This window comes from Nostoc cycadae WK-1, assembly GCF_002897135.1.
Taxonomy (GTDB): domain Bacteria; phylum Cyanobacteriota; class Cyanobacteriia; order Cyanobacteriales; family Nostocaceae; genus Nostoc_B.
Map to the genome: position 1 here is coordinate 226,196 of NZ_DF978432.1, position 20,926 is coordinate 247,121.

At 38.3% G+C, this 20,926-nt stretch carries 13 protein-coding genes; 6 read left to right on the forward strand and 7 right to left on the reverse strand.

Annotated elements, in window-relative coordinates; all coding sequences use genetic code 11:
• Positions 1-80: 80 nt before the first annotated feature.
• The 4 genes from NCWK1_RS29650 to NCWK1_RS18760 all read left to right on the forward strand — a co-directional run bounded on the left by NCWK1_RS29650 (position 81) and on the right by NCWK1_RS18760 (position 11,035).
• On the forward strand, positions 81-254 hold the full coding sequence (locus NCWK1_RS29650) for a hypothetical protein (protein WP_017307621.1): 174 nt from the start codon (positions 81-83) through the stop codon (positions 252-254).
• Positions 255-1,218: 964 nt separating this feature from the next.
• A complete protein-coding gene (locus NCWK1_RS18745) occupies positions 1,219-8,964 on the forward strand; it encodes a hypothetical protein (protein WP_103125769.1) in 7,746 nt (2,581 codons plus the stop codon).
• A 7-nt stretch (positions 8,965-8,971) separates the two neighbouring features.
• On the forward strand, positions 8,972-9,742 hold the full coding sequence (locus tag NCWK1_RS18750; protein WP_103125770.1) for a hypothetical protein: 771 nt from the start codon (positions 8,972-8,974) through the stop codon (positions 9,740-9,742).
• A gap of 504 nt (positions 9,743-10,246) precedes the next feature.
• Positions 10,247-11,035, forward strand: a complete 789-nt coding sequence (locus NCWK1_RS18760; protein ID WP_073597689.1) for a response regulator — start codon at positions 10,247-10,249, stop codon at positions 11,033-11,035.
• Between the two features lie 4 nt (positions 11,036-11,039).
• Here the strand turns inward: NCWK1_RS18760 and NCWK1_RS18765 are convergent, their stop codons facing one another.
• The 3 genes from NCWK1_RS18765 to NCWK1_RS18775 are packed head-to-tail and all read right to left on the reverse strand — an operon-like array spanning position 11,040 to position 13,451.
• Positions 11,040-11,660, reverse strand: a complete 621-nt coding sequence (locus tag NCWK1_RS18765; protein WP_017307626.1) for a DUF6753 family protein — start codon at positions 11,658-11,660, stop codon at positions 11,040-11,042.
• Between the two features lie 52 nt (positions 11,661-11,712).
• Positions 11,713-12,519, reverse strand: a complete 807-nt coding sequence (locus tag NCWK1_RS18770) for a hypothetical protein (protein WP_017307627.1) — start codon at positions 12,517-12,519, stop codon at positions 11,713-11,715.
• Positions 12,520-12,542: 23 nt separating this feature from the next.
• Positions 12,543-13,451 (reverse strand): P-loop NTPase family protein, encoded by a 909-nt coding sequence (locus NCWK1_RS18775; protein ID WP_073597688.1) that lies wholly within the window; start codon positions 13,449-13,451, stop codon positions 12,543-12,545.
• Positions 13,452-13,759: 308 nt separating this feature from the next.
• Here NCWK1_RS18775 and NCWK1_RS18780 point away from each other — a divergent pair, with 308 nt between their 5' ends.
• Positions 13,760-14,701, forward strand: a complete 942-nt coding sequence (locus NCWK1_RS18780; protein ID WP_103125771.1) for an RpnC/YadD family protein — start codon at positions 13,760-13,762, stop codon at positions 14,699-14,701.
• A gap of 68 nt (positions 14,702-14,769) precedes the next feature.
• On the opposite strand, the gene NCWK1_RS18785 is transcribed toward NCWK1_RS18780, so the two are convergent.
• The 3 genes from NCWK1_RS18785 to NCWK1_RS18795 all read right to left on the reverse strand — a co-directional run bounded on the left by NCWK1_RS18785 (position 14,770) and on the right by NCWK1_RS18795 (position 19,189).
• Positions 14,770-15,087, reverse strand: coding sequence for a hypothetical protein (locus NCWK1_RS18785; RefSeq protein WP_245894943.1), 318 nt, complete (start codon positions 15,085-15,087; stop codon positions 14,770-14,772).
• A gap of 85 nt (positions 15,088-15,172) precedes the next feature.
• Complete coding sequence (locus tag NCWK1_RS18790; protein WP_103125772.1) at positions 15,173-17,446, reverse strand: hypothetical protein; 2,274 nt, start codon at positions 17,444-17,446, stop codon at positions 15,173-15,175.
• Positions 17,447-18,004: 558 nt separating this feature from the next.
• On the reverse strand, positions 18,005-19,189 hold the full coding sequence (locus NCWK1_RS18795; RefSeq protein ID WP_103125795.1) for a ParB N-terminal domain-containing protein: 1,185 nt from the start codon (positions 19,187-19,189) through the stop codon (positions 18,005-18,007).
• Between the two features lie 520 nt (positions 19,190-19,709).
• On the opposite strand from NCWK1_RS18795, the gene NCWK1_RS18800 reads away from it, so the two are divergent.
• Positions 19,710-20,162, forward strand: a complete 453-nt coding sequence (locus NCWK1_RS18800) for a helix-turn-helix domain-containing protein (RefSeq protein WP_045873776.1) — start codon at positions 19,710-19,712, stop codon at positions 20,160-20,162.
• A gap of 91 nt (positions 20,163-20,253) precedes the next feature.
• Here NCWK1_RS18800 and NCWK1_RS18805 read toward each other — a convergent pair whose 3' ends face one another.
• Positions 20,254-20,760 (reverse strand): hypothetical protein, encoded by a 507-nt coding sequence (locus tag NCWK1_RS18805; RefSeq protein ID WP_103125773.1) that lies wholly within the window; start codon positions 20,758-20,760, stop codon positions 20,254-20,256.
• Between the last annotated feature and the right edge of the window lie 166 nt (positions 20,761-20,926).

The following is a 20,926-nucleotide window of genomic DNA, read 5'->3' on the forward strand; positions in this document are numbered from 1 at the left end:
CAGTGCGACGTGACGATTACAATCAAATCGCTCTGATAGGTATGCCAACAGGCTAAAAACTGACTAGGGAGAAGTGAAAAATGACTATAAGTTTTAGAGAATGGCTCAAACAATTTAAAAATCAAGATATACCTTTTGGTGATTTATGGAGTGATGCCACATCGACTAAAAGAGGAAGATTTCAAGATAATATTTCAGACTCTTGGCAGGGTAGCACTATAGAAAGCTTGATAGAGTTTATGGTTAAAAATTAAGCATCATATCAATCTTATGGTGTTCTTAATGAAGCTAATGAGGCATATCATAATTATTTGGGTTTAGAACCTATAGAAACATCTAAATTGGAAGAATTAGAGAACCAATTTAAAGCTAAATATTACGCAGAACGTCTACAGCACTATACAAGATTATGTATGTTATATAACAATCCTACTTGAATTTTGCTCAATATACTGAGAAGTCAAGCTTTTAGGCAGTTTTATTTTTGTTCTAGTTACTTTAAATAAAAATAATAGCTAGAACAAAGGACACACTCAAAATTGAATAACGACAGGAGAGTGTACATTTAAAATAAACGCCTGAAATTTAAAATAAAGTCCTAAAGTAACTGGCACATTCACACCTTACCCTCTAATAGGGTAAAGCCCACAAATGGTCGGTGTATAGGGGTTTTCGCCTGTGTGACAGTTTAAGACTTTATTATTTCCATCTGCGATCGCTTGGAGAGTCCACCTCTCAAACTTCACGACTTTATTATTTCCTACACCCAACCATAAGTACGGTACTTCAAGCCTTTCACCTGATGAAACTTTAAGAGTTTATTTTAAATATACAGAGAGTAAAAAATTTGGGAGGCATAAAATTATCAAGGTGCTACCACACGAATTTAGCTTTCCGTCTCAAACTGCAAACATAACCACAATGGCAAACATGAAGAATGTTACTACTGATTCAGGGTTAAGCAAGAAGTAATCAATAATTCAGTATATTTTTTGGCATACTTAAATTATGGCATTAGGTTCAATAAGGCTTTATTAGGAATCAACTAAGTAAAGTTTCTATGAGCAAGTATTTTTAAATACTAAAAAATTGTTAGTATAAATTAGAAATTTGTTGAATAGATTACCGACAAAAAGAAAGTAAAATTTAATTTTACGGGTATTTTAGTGCCAAAAAGTGAAAATTTATATTTAATTTTATAAGTTTAATTGTTCATATATGACAATTCAAGCTAAACATTTTGACACTAGATTAAATCAATGGATTCATACAGATGGTAATACAAATAATCCAGATTCGCTGTTAAAGGAAGGACTTAATAATACCCTATTAGAATATTTCTTTCCTGGGGTAAACTTTTCGTTCGGGCATATGGACGAAAAGTCTACTGTAGAACAATTAATTAATCATCCTGAAGGTCATAAATTATTACTATCGTCAAAAACTCGGTTGTTATATGGCCCCGAAGAATGTCTAGATACAATTAGGCAATTATGCCCTGATAACAAAGATAGAGGTGCTTACGGGTCTATCTTTCTTGGTTCATGTAGAAATGCTGTCAATAAAGAGTTAAACATCCTAATAGTTGATGATAATAATGGTGAAAATGGCGGCATTATCAGTAATGACCAAGCATATCGGCTAACAGGAGACTGTTACGGACAAATATCAAAAGAACTGTATCACGAATTAACCAAGCATCAAAAAGGTGATAAATATCGAGTAATTCAGCACCGCTTCGGTTGGACTGATCGAGACAGAGATGATCAGAAATACCGTTTTGGTAAAGGTACACTACGCCCTGCTAACCTTGAGCAAATCCTCAATTATCAAGACTCCAATAACTCAACTAAAATTGACCTCATTCTTCCCTTATCTGCGTTCAAGGGAACTGATAAAGATAATCCTAATGGCCCGACTAAGCCTCAAATTCAACCTGGATTGTACCGACAAAATATCTGGCTAGGTGAAAAATCACAATCTGAACTCGGCAAGACAGCTATATCGCAGTTACTCGCTTCATTCCCTAACGGACTGAAAGACTTTACTGAACAGCTAGAACTTGAAGCCAAAAAGCTTAAAGAAGCACAGGATGATCCTCGGCAACTTGCACAACTTTACTGCGAAAAATACGAGAAGCGGAAAGCCTTTCTCGAAGAACAAGCAACCACACTAGAAGAACAAGCAGCAGAAGATCCAACAGTAGCAGAAGAGTTAGAAACTTTGCGCGATCGCATTGCTACTGACTCGTTTATTTACAAACTCATCAAAACTGACCTGCAAGGAGATGGCCAACTTCTTGAAACTGAGAAAATACAGCGCGAACTCGCCCGGTTCGTCCAAAACGAGTGGAAAGAAATCGCCATCGGCAAGACGTTAACGTTTGAGCGAGCAATGGTAATCCCCTCCAAAGACCTGCAAAATGGGGAAATTTCCATACCGCATTATCAAGACGGGGAAGAAGTTCTCAACTTCCGCTCCCCTTTCCTCAACTCAAATGGTCTGTGCGTCTCAACTAACAAAATTGTAGAAGATATCCTTGGGCCTGATGGTCAACCTCTCGCTGGTGCGATCGCTGTCTCGGACGAAACAAGCGATCGCATTTACAACCGCCTCAATGAGCAAATTAAATCTATCCTACCAGAAGCTCAAGGAAAAAATATTCAACTAGCAGGTATTGAAAATTACTTAGACCAGAATATTAGTAAGCTCGAAACTAGAGATAAAATAGAGTTTACTAACAAATTTAACCAGTATATTTTAGAACTAAAATTAACTGGTTATGAATTAGAGATTCTTCCTCAAGAGTCCGAACAAGAGCGTCAAGCACGCGACTACGATGGTGATTGTATCGGCTTCGAGCGGGCAACCAAATATCCCAACCTCACCGCCGAAGCAAAGGAGCGTAACCTGCCTGAAAACGCCTACGCTCCAACTGTCAAACTTAAAAAACAATCTTTTTACCAAGAAGATGGCAGTCAGCCAGAATTTGAGGAAATCGCCATCCACATGAGCGATGGCATTAGTGTGGGTGTTATCAACAATCACCTTACCTCAATTGAGGCGTTAGAGTCAGAAATTACGATTCTAAAAAACTTTGGTAGTGAAAAAGACTCAATTGAGTACGTACAGCAGGTAGCCAAACACTACGAAGATTTATTCAAAACAGAAGCCTGGGCAAAATCCAAGGGTATTGAAGGGAAGGAGATTCCAAGCAAGTATCGCAGTTACATGGAAGAGTTCATCAAAACTGTTCGACAAGAACCCACCAATACACTAGTGGCGATGAACATTAATACCCAAATGTATCGTGAAATGATTGCCGAGGCAGCATTTCAAAATCAAATTGCAGTTGACCTTTTCAAGAGTGCCAAAAAACCTGAAATTGAAACTATTCGTAACAACAGTCAGATTCTTCACCGTGAAGTCAACTATATTAAGGATAAGAAGAAAGATGTCTATATTGACAATATAATTCAACCGACGGGATATTCACCTGTTGAGTTACTAATTGCTCAAACCAATCAGTATTTTGAAAAAGCTCGTCTCGAATCGCGTGAGATCGTTCAATTTCAAGCTTTATTTAAAGGGGTTGAATTTTCTCACGAACAGCGATTAAGAGCTACGCTCATCAAAAAAGAATTCGACAAATCATTCAACCGAGCGAGTGAGCTATCTAAACAAAAAGAAACTGAAAAAGGGTCGTCCGCAAATATTACTCTTGCTAATGGTAATCAATTAAGTATAACTAATATTATACAGTATGATAATGAATTTATCTGGAAAGCTAATACAATTACGATAAAACTATCAGAAATATCCGAAGATAAACGCAACAATAACCGTCCGCATAAATATTTAGTTTATGCTCAAATTAACGATGAAACTGAGAATGGTAAACCCAAGTTTAGAAAATTAGGAACACTGGCGAGGGAGCAAGAAAATAAACTCGAAGAGATAGGAATTACGCTTGGACAAGAAATAAAATCTAACAAAATATCATTCCAGCCTGAACTAAGCGAAGGTCAAATTAAACTTCTTTACCAAAAAGCTTACCAGATAGCAGAGGACTTTTATAATTCGATTCCAGACGACCAAAAGCTGGCAATGGCAGCTGCTACTTGGGGGGTATCAACTACTCGTGAGACTGGTAATGATAAAAGTAGCGATCGCCAAAATAAAGTTTCTAATTTCGCTTTTGCTACCTTTCCTCAAGAGATTATCAGTCAGTTAGATACACTCAAGTTTACCGAGTTTAGTATCACTGGATTTGACCGGAATAGTGATTTTTTTAAGGAAAATCAACCTCAGAGTATTCAATTTAATCTAGCTGAAGATGGAAAAAGTGTAATTGAAATCCAGAATCAAGAGGGTAATTACGAAACATTTGGAAATATTGAACAAAGTAACGCCCGGCTACCAATTGGTACTATTGCTATTGGCAGTGTTGAAAGAGGTGAAGTATATACCACCTCTGTTACAACCAAAGTACCCGGATTACCAGAACTCACTTTCAAAGTAGGCGAAGTTAATAAGTTTGGAAATTCCCAAAGGTTTAATAATGAACCTGTAATGTTAACAATCGAAAAGGTTGACCTGATTCGGGAAGACTATACTATTTATCTTCAAAATGGGAATAAACCTGAAAAACTAGGCAATATTGATAAAGAATCAATCAAAGAAGGTATTGTTCAAGGCTGGCTAGCAGAAAAGCCTGGGAATGGGCAACAGTTACATCTTAAAATTCAAACTATCATCACTGGACAAAATGCCTATGCTATAGCAGAGACATCTCAGAATAATCTGTTACGAATTAATATTACGAATCCAAAGTACAAAAAACAGGAAATTAACAACCAAGTATTTCAAGAAACTTTAGTTAGGGCATTTGATAAAAAGCACGTTTATATTGCTAAAATTGGTGACCAATCACTCGGTATTATTGGTCAGCATAATGAACGTCTCGAAGCTGATTTAAATAAAGGAAATATACAAAAACAGTGGCAAAGGAAAGAAAGTAGCACTGTACAAAAATTAATTGATACGGGCATTATTCGCCCAAACCAACAACGAACCACTATCCCTGTACAGATTACCAGTAATGAAAGTACCTGTAAAATAATTATTAATCCAGAAACAGTACAGTATCCCGACAAATGGGTTAAACGCAGTCAGCTTATAAGTAATGAAAAGACTGTCAGAGACGAACAGCAAGAAAAACGTAACCAAATTCTCGGTAAAATAAACGAACGTCCTACAATCATGTTTCAAGATAAAGAGCAAAAATTAGTAGGGCTTTTAGGATTAGCAGTTGATGAAAATATAGCCGAAAAAACCAAAAAGTACCTCGAAAAAGTAGGAGTATCATACGAACAGCTTCCTATATCACAAGCTCGCTTAGAGTCCAAAAAAGGAATGACTGTATTCGTACTTGATGAAACTACTATCAGCAGCGAATTAAGACAAACCTTTATTAACCGTGCTGGTGGTCATATCAAAAGTGCAGATACACCGTCACAACCCACTCCAATCATTCCACAACAAACTGTATATTTTTATAATCCAAATCAACAATATATTTCCTCGGATGGATCGCTCTCAGAAACTAAAGAAGCTTTTGGATTAGTAGTTCCCGCACAAGACGTGACCGCTGTAGCCACTTGGTTAGAATCAAAATCTACTGAAAATTATTATTTGATTGAGAGTAATACCGCTACATTTACTTTTAATAAAAATAAGATTAGTGAGGAAATAAAGAAAGAATTCAATAGTTTACTGGGAGAAGCTATTAATATTGGTGAAGTTAATGGTTTTGACCGCTACGAAGAGCTTCTTACAGAGTTAAATCAAAAAGTTGCAACTGAAGGTAGTCTTTTAAAATTAAACCATATTCCAGAAAATAGTGATTACCGAAAAGCTCTAAAAGCACTTCCTAACCGTCCAAAAGAACTCAATCAAGAAGATTCTCCAGTACCAATTGTTCTTGCTAAAGCTTTACCAGAAAAGAATACAACTAATATTCAATTAAATACTAACGCCACAGTTACAGGCATTTCACAAGTCTATCAAAACGCGGTTGAGATACAAGTAGTAGAGAATACACAATTAGAAGCTAAGAATCAACCAATATTACTACCCAACTCGCGTCAAGCCGATCCAACTAAAGCTATCGAAATATTGGGTAAGGTAAGCGAGGAAAAAGTAGAACAGATGCGATCGCATCTTGAAACCCACCTCAAACCCATACTTGAAAATGACAAATCTAACTATGCACCACTGAGACAAGTCGCCTGGATCGGTGCAAAATGGGATTTGAAGGATAAAGATTTCAAGCCAGGGGTACAGGACGACTCTTTGATGGAACTTGTCAAACAAGTATATCCCGACGCTGATATTGTGCTGGTAACTTATTCCGAGAACCCCGGTGCTGGGATTAACTACCACCGCGATGACTCCTACGCCGCGACGGAAGCCCGCAGCATCAATATCGGAAATTCTGACTGGGGCTATCGTGCTGCTAAGGAACGAATGGCATGGACTAGGGAAGAGAATCAGGACGCACCATACCAAGAGTTTAAACTTGAGTCGGGTACAGTAACCCGCTTTAACTGCAAAAACGAACACGCTGCACTGAATACTGAGGCTGGCAGATGGTCTATCAACATCTGGTCAATTAAAAATGACCTGGGCAGAGAAAACAGCGTTCGCCAAAAATTTGAGAACTTCCTCACCTCAAACCAACCTCCGCGTGCGGTAGTCCAAAGCAACAACGACCTCACCATTAAAGCTAACGAGTGGACACCAGGGGGAGAAATTAAAGTAGAGCGCAGTTATACCAGCCTCAGAGAAGTTACCCAAAACATACCCTCACACCCTTCAAACCAACCAACTGTCGAAGAAATTATCGCCATTGGCAATTCTACTGCGGCACGCGCTGCTAATCCTCAGATTCCAGACAACCCGACTATATCTGGCAAACCAGTACCAATGGTTTATTCGCTGCATCTACACGGCGAAGCTGCCACAGTACCAGTTAACACAACCATCGATGCTATGCGCGGACACGGTAGGATACACACTACCAGAGGTGTAGACTACCAAAAAACTTATGGTATCAATGAGGGAGATATTGCGATCGCCCAAGGTAAAAACGGCGAGCAAGTTGCTTTTCGGGTAGGTAAGCAATACAAAATCACCACCCAAATGGTTCAAGACCCAAGTTACCAGCAAGCCTGGGCGAGATGGGAGAAGCATTCACCAAAAGAACTTACCCAAACTCAAGCGAGTAAGAGTCAGGTATATGGCTTATTCATGGAGCCACTAGGAGATTATGTCAATGGCAAAATTGTTCCGTTCCCAACCATCCAAAAACAAGCTGCAACTCCAGTAAATATCAGCCCCGACTCCAAAGATGGGCTGGGAGTAGCACTAAGTCTTGCCACTGCACTCGCCAAAGAACAAGGCAAGCTGCAAAACAATTACCAAGTTTCAGTCAACAATAATCCAGAAGCCCCTGCCGGGCAGTATGGAGTAGAAACCCATGTCCAAAAACCTCAAGGGGTAGCATACGCATCCGCCGAACACGCATTTAATCACCAAAAGCAGTTGCATCCATCAGTTGATGAATACCAGCTAATGGTAGAAGTGCTTCAGGCTAAACTCGAACAACATCCCCGGCTGACTGAGGCGATCGCCAAACGCGGGGGAGCCGATTGGTTAGAGAACTGTACAAGCATAACTAACGCCCAGGATCAACAGTGGCAGGGTAAGGGTAAAGAATCCGCATTTATTCAAGCCCTTAGCGAAGCGTATATGTATGTAGTTACAAAATCACAACAAACTACCGTACAAACCCAGCAGGACAAGTCCCAACAGACTGCTGTGCGGCCCACAAATCCACTGTTCCAACTCGAACCCATAAACGCCGCCGTCGCTGAACACATGAAAAAAGACATTGCGATGGCCCAATTAGCTACCCAGTTTATCGGTAAATCAGCTGCACCCCCCGGTACACCTTCAAGCACTCGAAATTACGAGCAAGTATGGGGGGAACGCGCCAACACAGGAAATTACTCAAAAGAAGACATCATTATGGTGTCCGGATCTGGCCCGTGGCGCGGAGTAACAAGCGAGCAAATTGCCCAAACATTTGAAAATCACTATAAACCCTTACTTAATAAGGCAATAGCAGCGAAAAGCTCTTTTCTAGTTGGAAACGCACAAGGAACTGACCAATTAGTTCAAAATTATCTTCAAGAAAAAGGGTACAAAATAGAACAAATTTCCCAAGAATACGCAGTATTTAATCCTGTAGAAAACACCAAAGTTAGTAGCAATTCTATTTCTGCTAATACACAAGTATCAGATAACTCATTAATTTCTAAAAATAAGAGCATTTTTTCATCACAACAAAGCCAACAACCAAATATTGACCAAGCACTCGCATCACCTGCTCAACCCAAAATGCAGCAGGTTGGAGCGATGGATAGCATTACCCTGCGGATGAAAGCTAATACAGTGCAAAATCTCCAAAACTGGTATATAGCAGCTGAAAAACTTGGTAAATCAGACACATATCTCAATAGAATTCAGGAGGTAACTAATTTATACATTCAAGAAAATATTAGTCTTGAGAATGCTTTTAAGGCAATGGAACAAGACATTAAAGAATTAGAAAAAGTTAATGAGATGACCAGTCTTGCTCAACGTGTAGTTAAGACAATTGGACAAGAGGATATTAATGGCATTATGTCAGTCCAAACAGAAAAATATCAAATTGCTACTCAAACTCAAAACCAAACTTATTTAGTTAAGGATAAAAAAGATAATATTTTGTTATATGTCAAACAAGGAAAGACTCAAGTAAGTAACATTAGTGATGAAACATTACAAGATTTTAAAGTTATGAGCGATCGCATCAATAATGCACTCAAAGATGTCAAAAAAGATTTAGTAGAAAGGTAATTTTACTATGAAAGAACTAATCGAGTTTCCAGTAGAAGGTTTAACTCCAGCAATGCAAGCTTGTCTCCTCAGAGAATTAATCGCACAGCTTAATATACCTGATGAGAAATTTGAAGAATATGCAAAAAATCCTCCAACTGCTGAGGAACGACAAGAGGCTGTGTTAAAGTTAAATTCAGAAATGAATAGAATCAGTGAAATAGCGCAAGAAAAAGTAAAGTTAAGCTCCACAGAAATTGAAACTGTCGATTTTGTTAATCCAGTTAGTCAAGAGTCATCTTTACAGCCCGAAGTAAGTCAGTCTAAAGACAATACAATTGAATCAGACGTTCTAAAAAACTTTACAGATAAAAATGACGACAATAATGGCAACCTAGTAGAAGAGGGTCAACACGATAAAGTGCAATCTTTTATCGCTAATTTACAAATTCAACAATTTGTTATTCCTGTAATTTTAGACCGCTTAAATATATTTGGAAAACCAGACAAAGAGACAGGAAGTATCATTTATAAAAGTGAGACATATACTGCAAGTCTAAAATCAGAAGAAGATTCACAAACTCTTAGCCTTGATAGAAATTCGCCTGATTCAGAAGCAAGCCAAGAAGCACTCCTAGCATCTCGCAATAATAGCTCAGAAAATTACTCTATTATCATCAATAACCTTACCCATAATGAATTTGAACGTTTTAAGGCTCTGTTCGATGAGCAACAAGCACGCTGCGAACAGAACCAACAACAATTCAAAAACCAGGATGCTGTTCAAGAGATAGATTAAATTAAATCAACCCAAAGCACACACCATAAGAAAAAGCTATAAACCCCAAAACTAGCTTGTTATTAAAACTCAAGGGAGTCTTGGGACAAATAATAACCGCAACAGAAAAATAGTAAAAAGACGCAGTAAAGTCAAACAAACTCGTCGGGTTAATAGGTAATCTACCTAACCCGACCAAACATAGCATTACTATTAAAGACCAAACAACAATATTTTCTATCCATCCTAAAAGTTTATTGAAATTCATAAAAAATCGTTTATTACTCCCTAAATTTGATAAATACTATTAAAACTAAAACCGATCAATAAAATTGCCTAGTAAATAGATTGCTTAATGAAAACTACACAAATTACCCAACCACTTTGTAAAAAATTTACAAACAATAATAAAGTTTTTAAATAAGCTAATTAATTTATAGTAACTGTAAAGATTAAGAAATAGCAAAAAGTAAGTGCTATAAGTATTATTATCAGGGACAATACTAAACCAAAACAGTACATAATATGAAGCCTATTAATGTTGTCATCATTGAAAATGAGAACATATCTAGGGTTGGCGCAGCAACCATATTATCTGAAACTGGTAAAATCCAGGTATGTGGCCTTGCGAAATCCGGAAAAGAAGGAATAGAAATTGTTGACCAACAAAAGCCAGATATCGTGGTGATAAATATTGATTTACCTGATATCAATGGCACTGATCTCATAAGTTTAATTAAATGTAAGCACACGTCAATTAAAATAGTTGTTATGACTGCAAATAGCAGTCGAGATACCATTAACGCAGCAATTAGTAATGGCGCAGACTGCTACTACTGTAAAAATAACGCCAGAGAAGAAGTAGGAGAAAGATTCATTGAAGCAGTAATGGCTGCATACAATAACGAATCATGGATTGACCCAACTATTAATCGCATTTTGATTGATAATCTTAGGTCAAATGACACAGCCGATAGAAATTCACTAGATTTGTTAAGTGGTTTCTCTAATAAAGAAATTACAGTTCTCAAATTAGCAGCTGGTGGCATGAAAAATAATGAAATTGCTAATGTCATGTATGTTTCCGAAGGTACAGTCAGGTCATATTTACATAATTCATTTATCAAGTTAGGAGTCAAAGATAGATTAAACGCTATCCGGGAAGCTATCCGCCTGGGAATCCTCAGCTTTGCAGATATGAAAATCGAAGAAGAAGTTACTCAAGCAACCCACACCAAAGTCAAAACCAACCAAAATAGTCAAAAGGATACAGCTAAAACAAGTAATAAGGGATACAAAGGCTGGGTTGCCTAGAAAATTAATCAACTGCAATTATGCAGCCACCTGAATACTTCTTCTGCTGACGGCAAGTTTTAATGATGGCAGCGTTTCTAACATAAATACTACGTGCTACCTTACCTTCATTGGATTTAGCCCAATCGAGAAGCTTTTTATCTTCAGGTTGTAAAATAGCAGTTCCTGAAACCGCCTGCTGAAAAGTTACACTTTCAGCAATAGTTTTGTATGTAAAAACACCAATTGCAGATCCCAAAGCCAGTACAAAACCCAACACTCCCGCTACTTGTGCCAATCGCCAATTACTTACGCCCAAGAGAGGCAATGCCCCACCAGCTTGCTTAGTCATCTTAATTAAATCCTTAGCGGCTTGGGCGATCGCACTTTTTTGTTGTTGTATTGCCACCTTAGAAGCACTATTTAACTTATCATCCACCATGTCAGTCCAACCCACGACAAGCGAGTCAAGCCTACCAGGTAGCTGCTGCAACGCAAATTGGGTTGTACCTAGTTCGGCATATAGGTTAAACAAGGGGTCATCAGGTCGAACACCTAATTTAAGTATCCAATCAGTGACCTCTGCTTTCTTTTCTTCAGAATATTCTGCAATAACTTTTTCAACAACTTTTGCAATATTGGTCATAGGTTGTTTAAACAGTTAATTTAAAACCTCACTGTCAATTTTGGTAAAGTACTTACCATTCTTCAGATTCAATATCTTCATTTACATCAAAATTGGAAGAATTTTGTTGATTTGCACCTACAGAAGCTAGTTCTGTACAGTTCTTACTTAGCCCTAAATAATTAGAAGCAATAACATTAGAAACAATAGAATTCTTAAAACTCTCTATCCAGTTGAATACTATAGAACGCTGAATAGTATTAAGAGGGGAGTCAGTTTCAATAAGTTGAGCATAGGATAAACCAGTATCCTCAAGCAACTGGTAAAAGTCGTTATGCAACCCGCCCAAAACTAGCTCCAAGCCATTTAATTTTTTAATATCAGCTTGGAATTTACTACCTTCATAGTATCGAAATTGCTTGCCAAAGTAATAATTTTTGATAACAACATAGTCAACTTGACTACCAAAATGCTGGTATAAATCCTCAAGATAATCTTCAACACAGTCTTTACGATGTGATATCGGGTGCAAGAAAGTAACGCGATATCCGAGATGGTTAAGATTTCCTATCAGTGAAACATCTTTATCAAAAAACTTGAACTCCTGATGGTTTTGACCTGGCATATCTGTCAAAATTACATCAATATTTGGAAATATTTCTAAGTCTAGTAATAATCTATCCGAATCACCCCTAGACAATCCCAAATGGTTTATTTCAAAACCTTTTGTTTTATACATCGATAGCTTGTTACGATAACCGTGGTAGAAAACACGCGCATTGCAATTACTTTTCAAGTACAATTCCAGCAAGAGCCTAGAAACTGTGGACTTACCCACACGAGCATCACCCGATGTAATTACAAAACGCTTTTTAAACATAATCAACCAAGCAAACTATTCAATTAAGCAGCTATATCTTGAGATGGTAAATTTGCATCTTGGTTTTTAGCTTTTTCTTTTTCTTCGTTTTCTCTAAGCTCTTTAGACTTTTCCACAACTGCTGGATAGTAACAGTCATCTGGTTGTATATCAAAACCCAATAAATTAAATGCTGGCTTAATTTGCGCTTCAAACTCAGCAAGCCAAGATTTAATTCTTGACTTAATTACAATATTTGTTTCTTTATGAGTCTGTCCTTCATTAAAGGTTAAAGCATGGCGGTCAAGAAAGTCATAAGACTTGTAGAATAAATCTGGCATTACAAGTTCTATTAGACCTTCTGCAAGCATATTCTGACGTAGGGAAGAGTCATTATATCGCTCAAACTTTTCTTCTTCACCATGAAACAGATTTTTGACAACAGTATAATCTACTTGGTCTTTACAAAGTTCACGAAGTTTTTCTAAAACATTGATAGAGTCAAGAACTCTACTAATCACTGAAACCATTGTCACTCGACAATTAATTTCAGTTTTCAGAACTTCAAAAAATGCAAGCTCTTTGACATAACTTTCAAAGAAACCTCCAGATTGCGCAGGTAAGTCTAATAATGTGATAGGACAATCACTCTCATCTAGATTAATTAATAAATCGTCAGCACCACCTCTATGAAAAATATCAATATAACGTATTATAGGGCGGTAATCTTTTTGAAAATATCTTTCTATTTGGGGATTTCTCAAGTCAGCTTCATAAGCAACACAGGGTAAATGTTTATTAATGTAAAGTTGAAATATTGCTCGTGCAAAGGTACTTTTACCCACGCCACCTTTATCACCTGTTATAATTATCAGTCGCTTTTGAGGCTTATCATTAGTATTGGAGGAAGTATTGTTTGACATGGCTGGTTGTTCTTTATTTTTTCTGGTCATAATATTATTTACAAAGTAACTAAACTTTGTTGTGTTAGATTAATGTCAATCTAAAATTTTAATTTGTAAACAAAAATCAATAAATTAATGAAATAAAAAAATCAGCAACTATATTGCTCAAGAAAATTTTCCTAATTTATTTTGAATAAACTACTTTGAGTATGCAACCTCTCGCTCAAAAAGCCAAGCAACAAAATTCCACATTAAAACAACATTTGTTGATATGTAAATTAGTCATAAATTTTATGTCGTTTAAAGTAACTTGACTTTCAAAAAGGGCATTATGATATTTTGATCGGAAATAATCTATGAGTGAAGTACGAGCTGATTATGATGGTGCTTGGAAGGAAGGTGTAGAACAATATTTTGAAGCGTTTCTTGCATTTTTCTTTCCAGAGATTCAAGCAGAAATTGACTGGGAGAGAGGCTATGAATTCCTTGAGAAAGAACTTCAGCAGTTGGTGAGAGAATCTGAAATTGGTAAACAATTCGTCGATAAGCTAATCAAAGTTTGGCTAAAAGATGGAAAGGAAACTTGGTTGCTTATTCACCTGGAAATCCAAAGCCAAGTAGATACCAACTTCCCTAAACGGATGTTTTCTTACCACTACAGAATCTTTGACCGTTATAACCAAGAAGTTGTTAGCTTGGCAATTCTGGGGGATAATCAAGCCAACTGGCGACCACAAGAGTATAGTTATGGTCGTTGGGGATGTCGCCTTAGTCTTCAATTTCCCATTGTCAAGCTACTGGACTATGAATCTCGTTGGTCAGAATTAGAACAAAGTGATAGTCCTTTTGCCGTTCTGGTGATGGCGCACCTGCGGACACAAGCGACAACTCAAGATTTAGCAGGCCGATTGCAGTGGAAGTTGAGCTTAATTAAACGAATGTATGAGTTAGGCTATAGTAGAGATAAAATCCAGCAAATCTTCCGGTTGCTAGATAGATTAATGACTCTACCACCGGAGTTAGACTTAAATTTCAAAGCAGAATTGGAGCGTTTTGAGGCTGAACAGCAAATGACATACATGACAAGCATAGAACGCATAGGTATAGCAGAAGCTACCCAGAAATATATTGCTCAAATCCTAACAATTCGATTTAAAGATGTTTCTACTGAATTAGTAGAAACATTAAATAAATTATATGATATTGAGTTATTGAATCAATTGTTAGAAAAAGCAGTAACTACAGGTTCAATATCTGAGTTTGAGCAACAATTAAGTCAGGAAGATACAGATACATAGTGTTAAAGTTGCACGGAACGCTGACCGTATAGTCATAAATTCTAACTACCAGCTAACTTTTTTTGCTTTCAAATACAAATTAATTCCCCAATCAAATCTGCTGCCCGCTTTCCATATTTTTGTTGAATAGCATCCCTGTACGGCAAGCAATCTTCACTTAAAAAGTCGCGGATAAATAGAGAAAAATTAAATCCTCTTTTCGAGTCCACGTAGTCTGCTAATTCAATATGAAACAACGATTTAAATTCATCCTCTCTTTGTTTGAGTGCTGAATATTTAGTTAAATTGTTGGCTTGGAAGATTGGTTCAACTGCTTGATTAAACAGTTTTTCCATTAAGATATCTTTCATATCTCCTTCTATATTTTTGTACCAAATTTTACTCACAAATTAATAACTTCTGTAAAGCTGAATCACCTCTTTTTGTGCAGTTAAAATCTAAAATAACAAACATCTTCCCGCCTGATGTCCCTCATCTTTCCCAAAATTTTTCGCTTTCCAACTCCAAGGAAAACGGTAGACACCCAGGATTGGCAGTCGCCCACTCCTTAGCTTCTGCAATTAGAGTTTCGTTACCGGAATCGAGGTAGAATTGCATTTTGGCACGTTGCTCTAAGCGATCGCGTTCCTGAGTGCTGAGAATATGTCCCGTGATTACGCAGTATTGGCGCACCTTAGCCCTAGCTTGGGTTAAAGACATTAGCCGTAGTTTTGTCACTCGCTTGAGTTCCTCGATGCGGTAGGAAACATCAGCAGCCTCTCCACCAACAGATGCACCCTGCAAGCCGTTGTTGGCGTTTTGGAGTGGTAGCTCTGGTGGAACCACATCAGGTGTTAAATCACCCTTGGATGCACTCTGTCGCCCATTGTTGGCAATTTCCTGTGGTGGTTCTGGTGCAACCGCAGCAGGTATGGAAACTACACCCTGCCCGTTATCCTCCGTATTAGATAAGTTTTGATTATCAACTTTTGACAACGTGCCGGAGCTACAGAGGTATATAAAATCCTGATGAGAACTGAATTCATTTGATTGTAAAATATTTGTATGAACTGAATTCTCTAATTGATTGCTGGTTTTATTTGAATTAATTTCGGCAGTATTAGAAGAATTTATGAATTCCAGATTTTCCACAGGCCAGATGACAGCTGAGTGTTCCTGAGAAACGTCAGGTTGTTCAACTACCTCTGCTGACTCCAGCCCTTGGGGGGCTGTAGCAGCAGGAGGTAAACAAAAAACCTTCATGTAGTAAAAATGCCCGTAATTATCGATTTTACTGGGGCTTCCAACATTTTGTTTTGAAAATGAGTTTTGAAAACTATTAAATTGCCCGTTCTCGCTTGATTGATAAGGGTTTAAGCTATTTTCTGCCCAAGGGTCTAAAATGTAGCGTGTGGGATGCCACAAATGTAAGTGCTTTTGTAGTGTCTCTTGAGAGACAGTTTTGTTAAAGCGGCGTTTATACTCAGCACGTATAGCTTTTGCCCGTTCAGTAGCCCCTGCTGGTAACCCACTATCCCACTCTATTGCTGTTACTACTATCTGGATGCGTCTTTGGGCTTGTTGGCTACGTTCCCAGTTCTGCTGGTGGCGGCGGTCAAATAAAATTACGTTATCTTTGGGTTGATCAATCCTACTAACACCTGCTATGGCTTCTGCAAATGTGTTGGCGAATGTACCCAACAGCCGTTCGGGATAACTAACGTATGCACTGTACCATTTGTTACGAATTGTGCATTCTACCCAATGCCGTACTCTAGCTTCGATTTCATGTTGGTGTCGGCAATATTGCTTATAGCCAGGGGCGTTAATTGCGGTGGAGACGCAAAATTCGACTAATTTATCGCCTCTTAAGTCTAGAAAGACGATTCCGTAGCCTGCAAAAATCTGGAGGAGGGTGTTTGTTTGTCCTTGTCCCGTCCAACCGATCGCAATTGTTTCTTCCCAGTTGGCACGCCACTGTGCAGCATCAGCAGACTCTTGCTTACGATATCTCTCCCGTGAAATTTGTTTTTTGGCTTTGTTCGCTACCCGTTTTAATTTGGTTAAATCTTGCCGACTGGCTGCGCGATCGCAATAGTCGAGGAAGATAGAAACTGAGTCACTAATTGGTTGTAGGTCATCATCAAGTAAAAATGACCCACTACCCGGTTGCATGGGACAACGGATGGCTTTGTAGTTGGTTATTTGTTTGGCACTATATGGTTTAGTGTTGGGGAAGATTTCTAAGTGTCCTTGGCGCAGGATAAAGCCTGCATTTCTCAAAGTAATTTCTAAGGCGCAAGCTACGGCAAAGGTAGGCAGGGGAGATGCAAAGTTTAAAATCAAGTGATAACCACCACTAAAGCTGGACTGGAGAATGACGATATCGACTATGCCAATGTCCTCTAGTGCGGCTTTGATGTGATTTATAGATTCAATGTTATGGTAGTCGCCACAAAAGTCTAAATCGATTGTGGCGTAACGGGTTGTGTTGTCAAAACGCAGACCTACTAATTTTGACTTATCTTGGTGCAGCTTCCACAGTTGGGAAGGTTGCAGGTAATGATCGATAGTACGCCATGCTGGTTTCGCACCTTCTACTAAAGAAGGGGCAACTATCGCCCCAAATGGATGCCAAAAACGCTCTACGTAGCGTTTACCCAATGATTCTGAGGGCAGGTGGGGTTTGATTTTCTTTTTTGCAGGCTGTGAAAGACTTAATTGGGGCCTGTTATCAACATCTGCCCCGAAATCTTCTTGGAACATGAGTGACTGTCCTGATGGTTTTAGTGCATCAGGTAGCCTCGCTGTTAGTCAAAATGTGTTAGCCTAAATTTGAAATTTTTGTTTTATTAAGAAGCGGTTGGTTATCCGCTTGTTGGAGACGACTGGTAATCGTCTCGTGGTTGAAAGCAAACAGAGGCTTATACTTGTTTAGGCTTAGACATACGTAGGCTTAGGCTAAGATTTAGTCCAACACGCTTCACCAACAACAATGCGGCTACCCAACTTTTTTTTGAGAGCTATTTAAATACGTCAGTTCTAGCGAAGTTGTGACTAAATCTAGAAAATAGTTTTGGAATAAGAATGCAAAGCTAGTAACACCTAAAAGTGTCACCAAAAACTGGCAAAGTTTAGTACAATTGGTGAAGATGAAATTACACTTCACCAACAAATTTAAAAACAAAAAACAGTCAAATATATTCATACGAGTTCAGCACCCAAAAAATGAACCCGTACTGCAATCAGTATTGAGATGCTAATCTATTAGGTAACATTAAATTGTAGGATAAATTCTCCGCTAGATTAACTGCTCACAGCTACCTATGCAGCACGAACATTACCCTTTTTTCTATTTGTAGATACTTCCATTGCTTTCATTTGGCTCTTATAGTCCTCCCAAGTTTTTTCAAATACGTCAGATTCATACATCCGCAATAAAACCTCCTCTTTATCAGTTAAATTTGGGAGTTTTAACAACTCAGCTAAAGATACCTGAACTGGAAAAACATCCCTAAACTTTTCCATTAAGTGAAGAATTCTTGCTCTCTGTTCAGCAGATGGTTCATCTTGCAACTCCGCATCAATCTGTCTCGGACGTAGATTCACAATTTCTAGGTTCATATTTACTAAATTCCTCAATCCAAAGACAACAAATTCATTAGTTATACCTATAACACGCCCCACAATTTCCAACTCTGTCCGCAGTCTTTTCTTAAATTGATATACTTGACCAACTTGGAAACGCCGAAACGGATTGCGATCGCCATTCCGCATCCAAGCGATACCATCACTTATACTACCTATCTCGTCTGCTTCAATCAGGTCTATAACCTGGTCACAGATATCTTGATTGCAAACAAACTTGTAAGCTGCATCAATACTCCGGTTAAATTCCGCCTCCAGTGCCACAACTGCCTTAAATTTTTGCAAATCACGTAATTGAGAAATATATTCAAATACTTTCTTACCCTTGTGATAACTGCCAACACTTATCCTTAGATTCTCCGATACCTCCCGAATCACAGGTTTACCTTTTTTTAATTGAGAGGTACTCTCATCTATCGAAGTGTTCAAATTTGAATACTTCGATTCATTCAAACGACGAGCGCTTTCCCGTTGTCTTTCTTTCGCTTGGGGACGAAGTACGCTCTCCCAGTACTGCCCTTCGTGAAATTTCTGGTAATGAGTCTTCCCGCCTTCCCGGTGGAGATTAAAATCAAGCACTAATTTCAAATCTTCTTCAGGCGAACTAGACTCGACAAATTCTACTTTCACAGCAGAAATTCCCAACTGGCGGGCTATCTGCAATCGGCACTTACCTGCCAAGACCACATTTACACCAGTACGTGCAGTTACCTTTAAAGATTCCAGAATCCCTTTTTCCGAGATACTTTTTTCTAAAGCTGGACGAACCTCATTTTCACCGTATATTTCTATCAGCTTCGGATGAACAACTAACTCCGCAGGAGAAATATATACAATTGCCGGATTATGCACCTCAGACATATTGATACTCCGGGTCACAAATTGCCTAAAAAAGATAAGTTCAATTTTGAAAAGCTTAAGCAGAAAGTAGAAAAACTCAAGCAGCAGGACTGATGGCACTTTCTCCAGTGGATGAAAGTGCTATTATTAGAAAATAATTAATTTTTGTAAATAATGAACAATTAATTATCAAACAATCTCCCGAAGAGAATTTTCGCAGTAGAAAACTATTATTATTAACCCATTTAAAACCAATTTCATTGAAGAGATATTTTTTGGTGTTATTTTTGGGAAAAATACATCTACCGAAAGAAAGATTTGTAAAACTGGCTAAACTCATGATATGATGTCTCTAGTTAATTAAATTGACAAAACAATGTTCCGCCTTGTTTTACTAACAAGTGGGCTTGTTTTCTCCTCAAAGCCCTGTTTGCACCAGGGCTTTGGGTGGGTTTTTAGAAAAAATGAACGCTACAAAAAGAGTATATCAGGCTTTATTCCATTTGGCAAAATTGTACAGTAAAGAGGGGTAAATTTTTAGATGCCTCATCTTCAGATATTAAATTCTCTTGAAAAACAAGCACTAGAACACATAGCGGCAACGAGCAGCGATGAAGTTAGCAAAAGAGCGAAAATTCTGCTAGGGCTAAACGAAGGCAAAAAATATGTAGCTTTAGCCCAAGAGATTGGTGTAACCGAAAACTCAATAGCAAAGTGGAAGAAAAGATGGACATCAAGTACCATCTTGTCAGAAACCCAGGAGTCGGCGATCGCAAAAGCTAATGAAGTATTGGGTGTCAACGTAGGCAGACCTAAGAAGTGCAAAAGTACAGAGGCAAGCAAAATTGTCGAAATCAGCGAATGGAGCAAGAACCGAAAACCGAGTCGCTCAAAGCACCACTACCATATGCAGGTAGCAGAAGAAGCCGCTAGGAGAGGTTTACCAACACTATCGCCAAGAAGTATAGGACGCATTTTAGAAGCTCAACCTTAATAGAAAGAGTCATCAAGCAAGTATTATCCTATCCCAAGGGAGTAGTTTTGCAATCCCAGTTTTTACCGAGGCTTTTCACCAAATTTTAATTCTAAGCAAGCATTTCCACACACTCGACCACTTGAGCAGAGGTCACTTGTTGCGCGATCAGAAAGTCAACGAGTCCATCAAGTTTTTTACGGTTGTAGACGGTAGAATAGCCTTGGATTCGGCGTTCTTTGCAGAACTGTCGCAGCTTCCGCGCGCCTAAATCCAAAAGCTTCTTCCTTTCTTCCTTAACGTCTATTAGCACAAGCTGCCTAGCTTCATCCACAATCTTAGTTTCAACAACTGGCGGCGCAGTTTCAATAATGGAAGATTCTGGTTTAGAAAATTCTTCCCGAACAGAAACAGCACCAACACCAGTCAAATCCCCATGAGTTTCCAAAACTGGCAACTCTTCAGAAATCACCCCAACGCTATTACTAACTTGAAGTGATAGTGATTGAGCAGGAACAAATATCACATAGAAGATTGGGAAGACCATCAAAAACAACTCGATTGGAAACAAAACATCGTTAACAGATTGCACAAAAGGCGATATTGCAAAAGCAGACATAATGTGATTCCTCCATGAATTACTGATGGGCGGCGTTATAGCGACTTACCACCCAGTAGCGGGGGAAACCCCCGTACTGAGTGAAAGCTTTTATACGTATCCCAACTGATAGCAGGAGGAAGGAGGGTAAATTGCCTTTTTAAGCAATTAGATGAAGTAAGTTTTC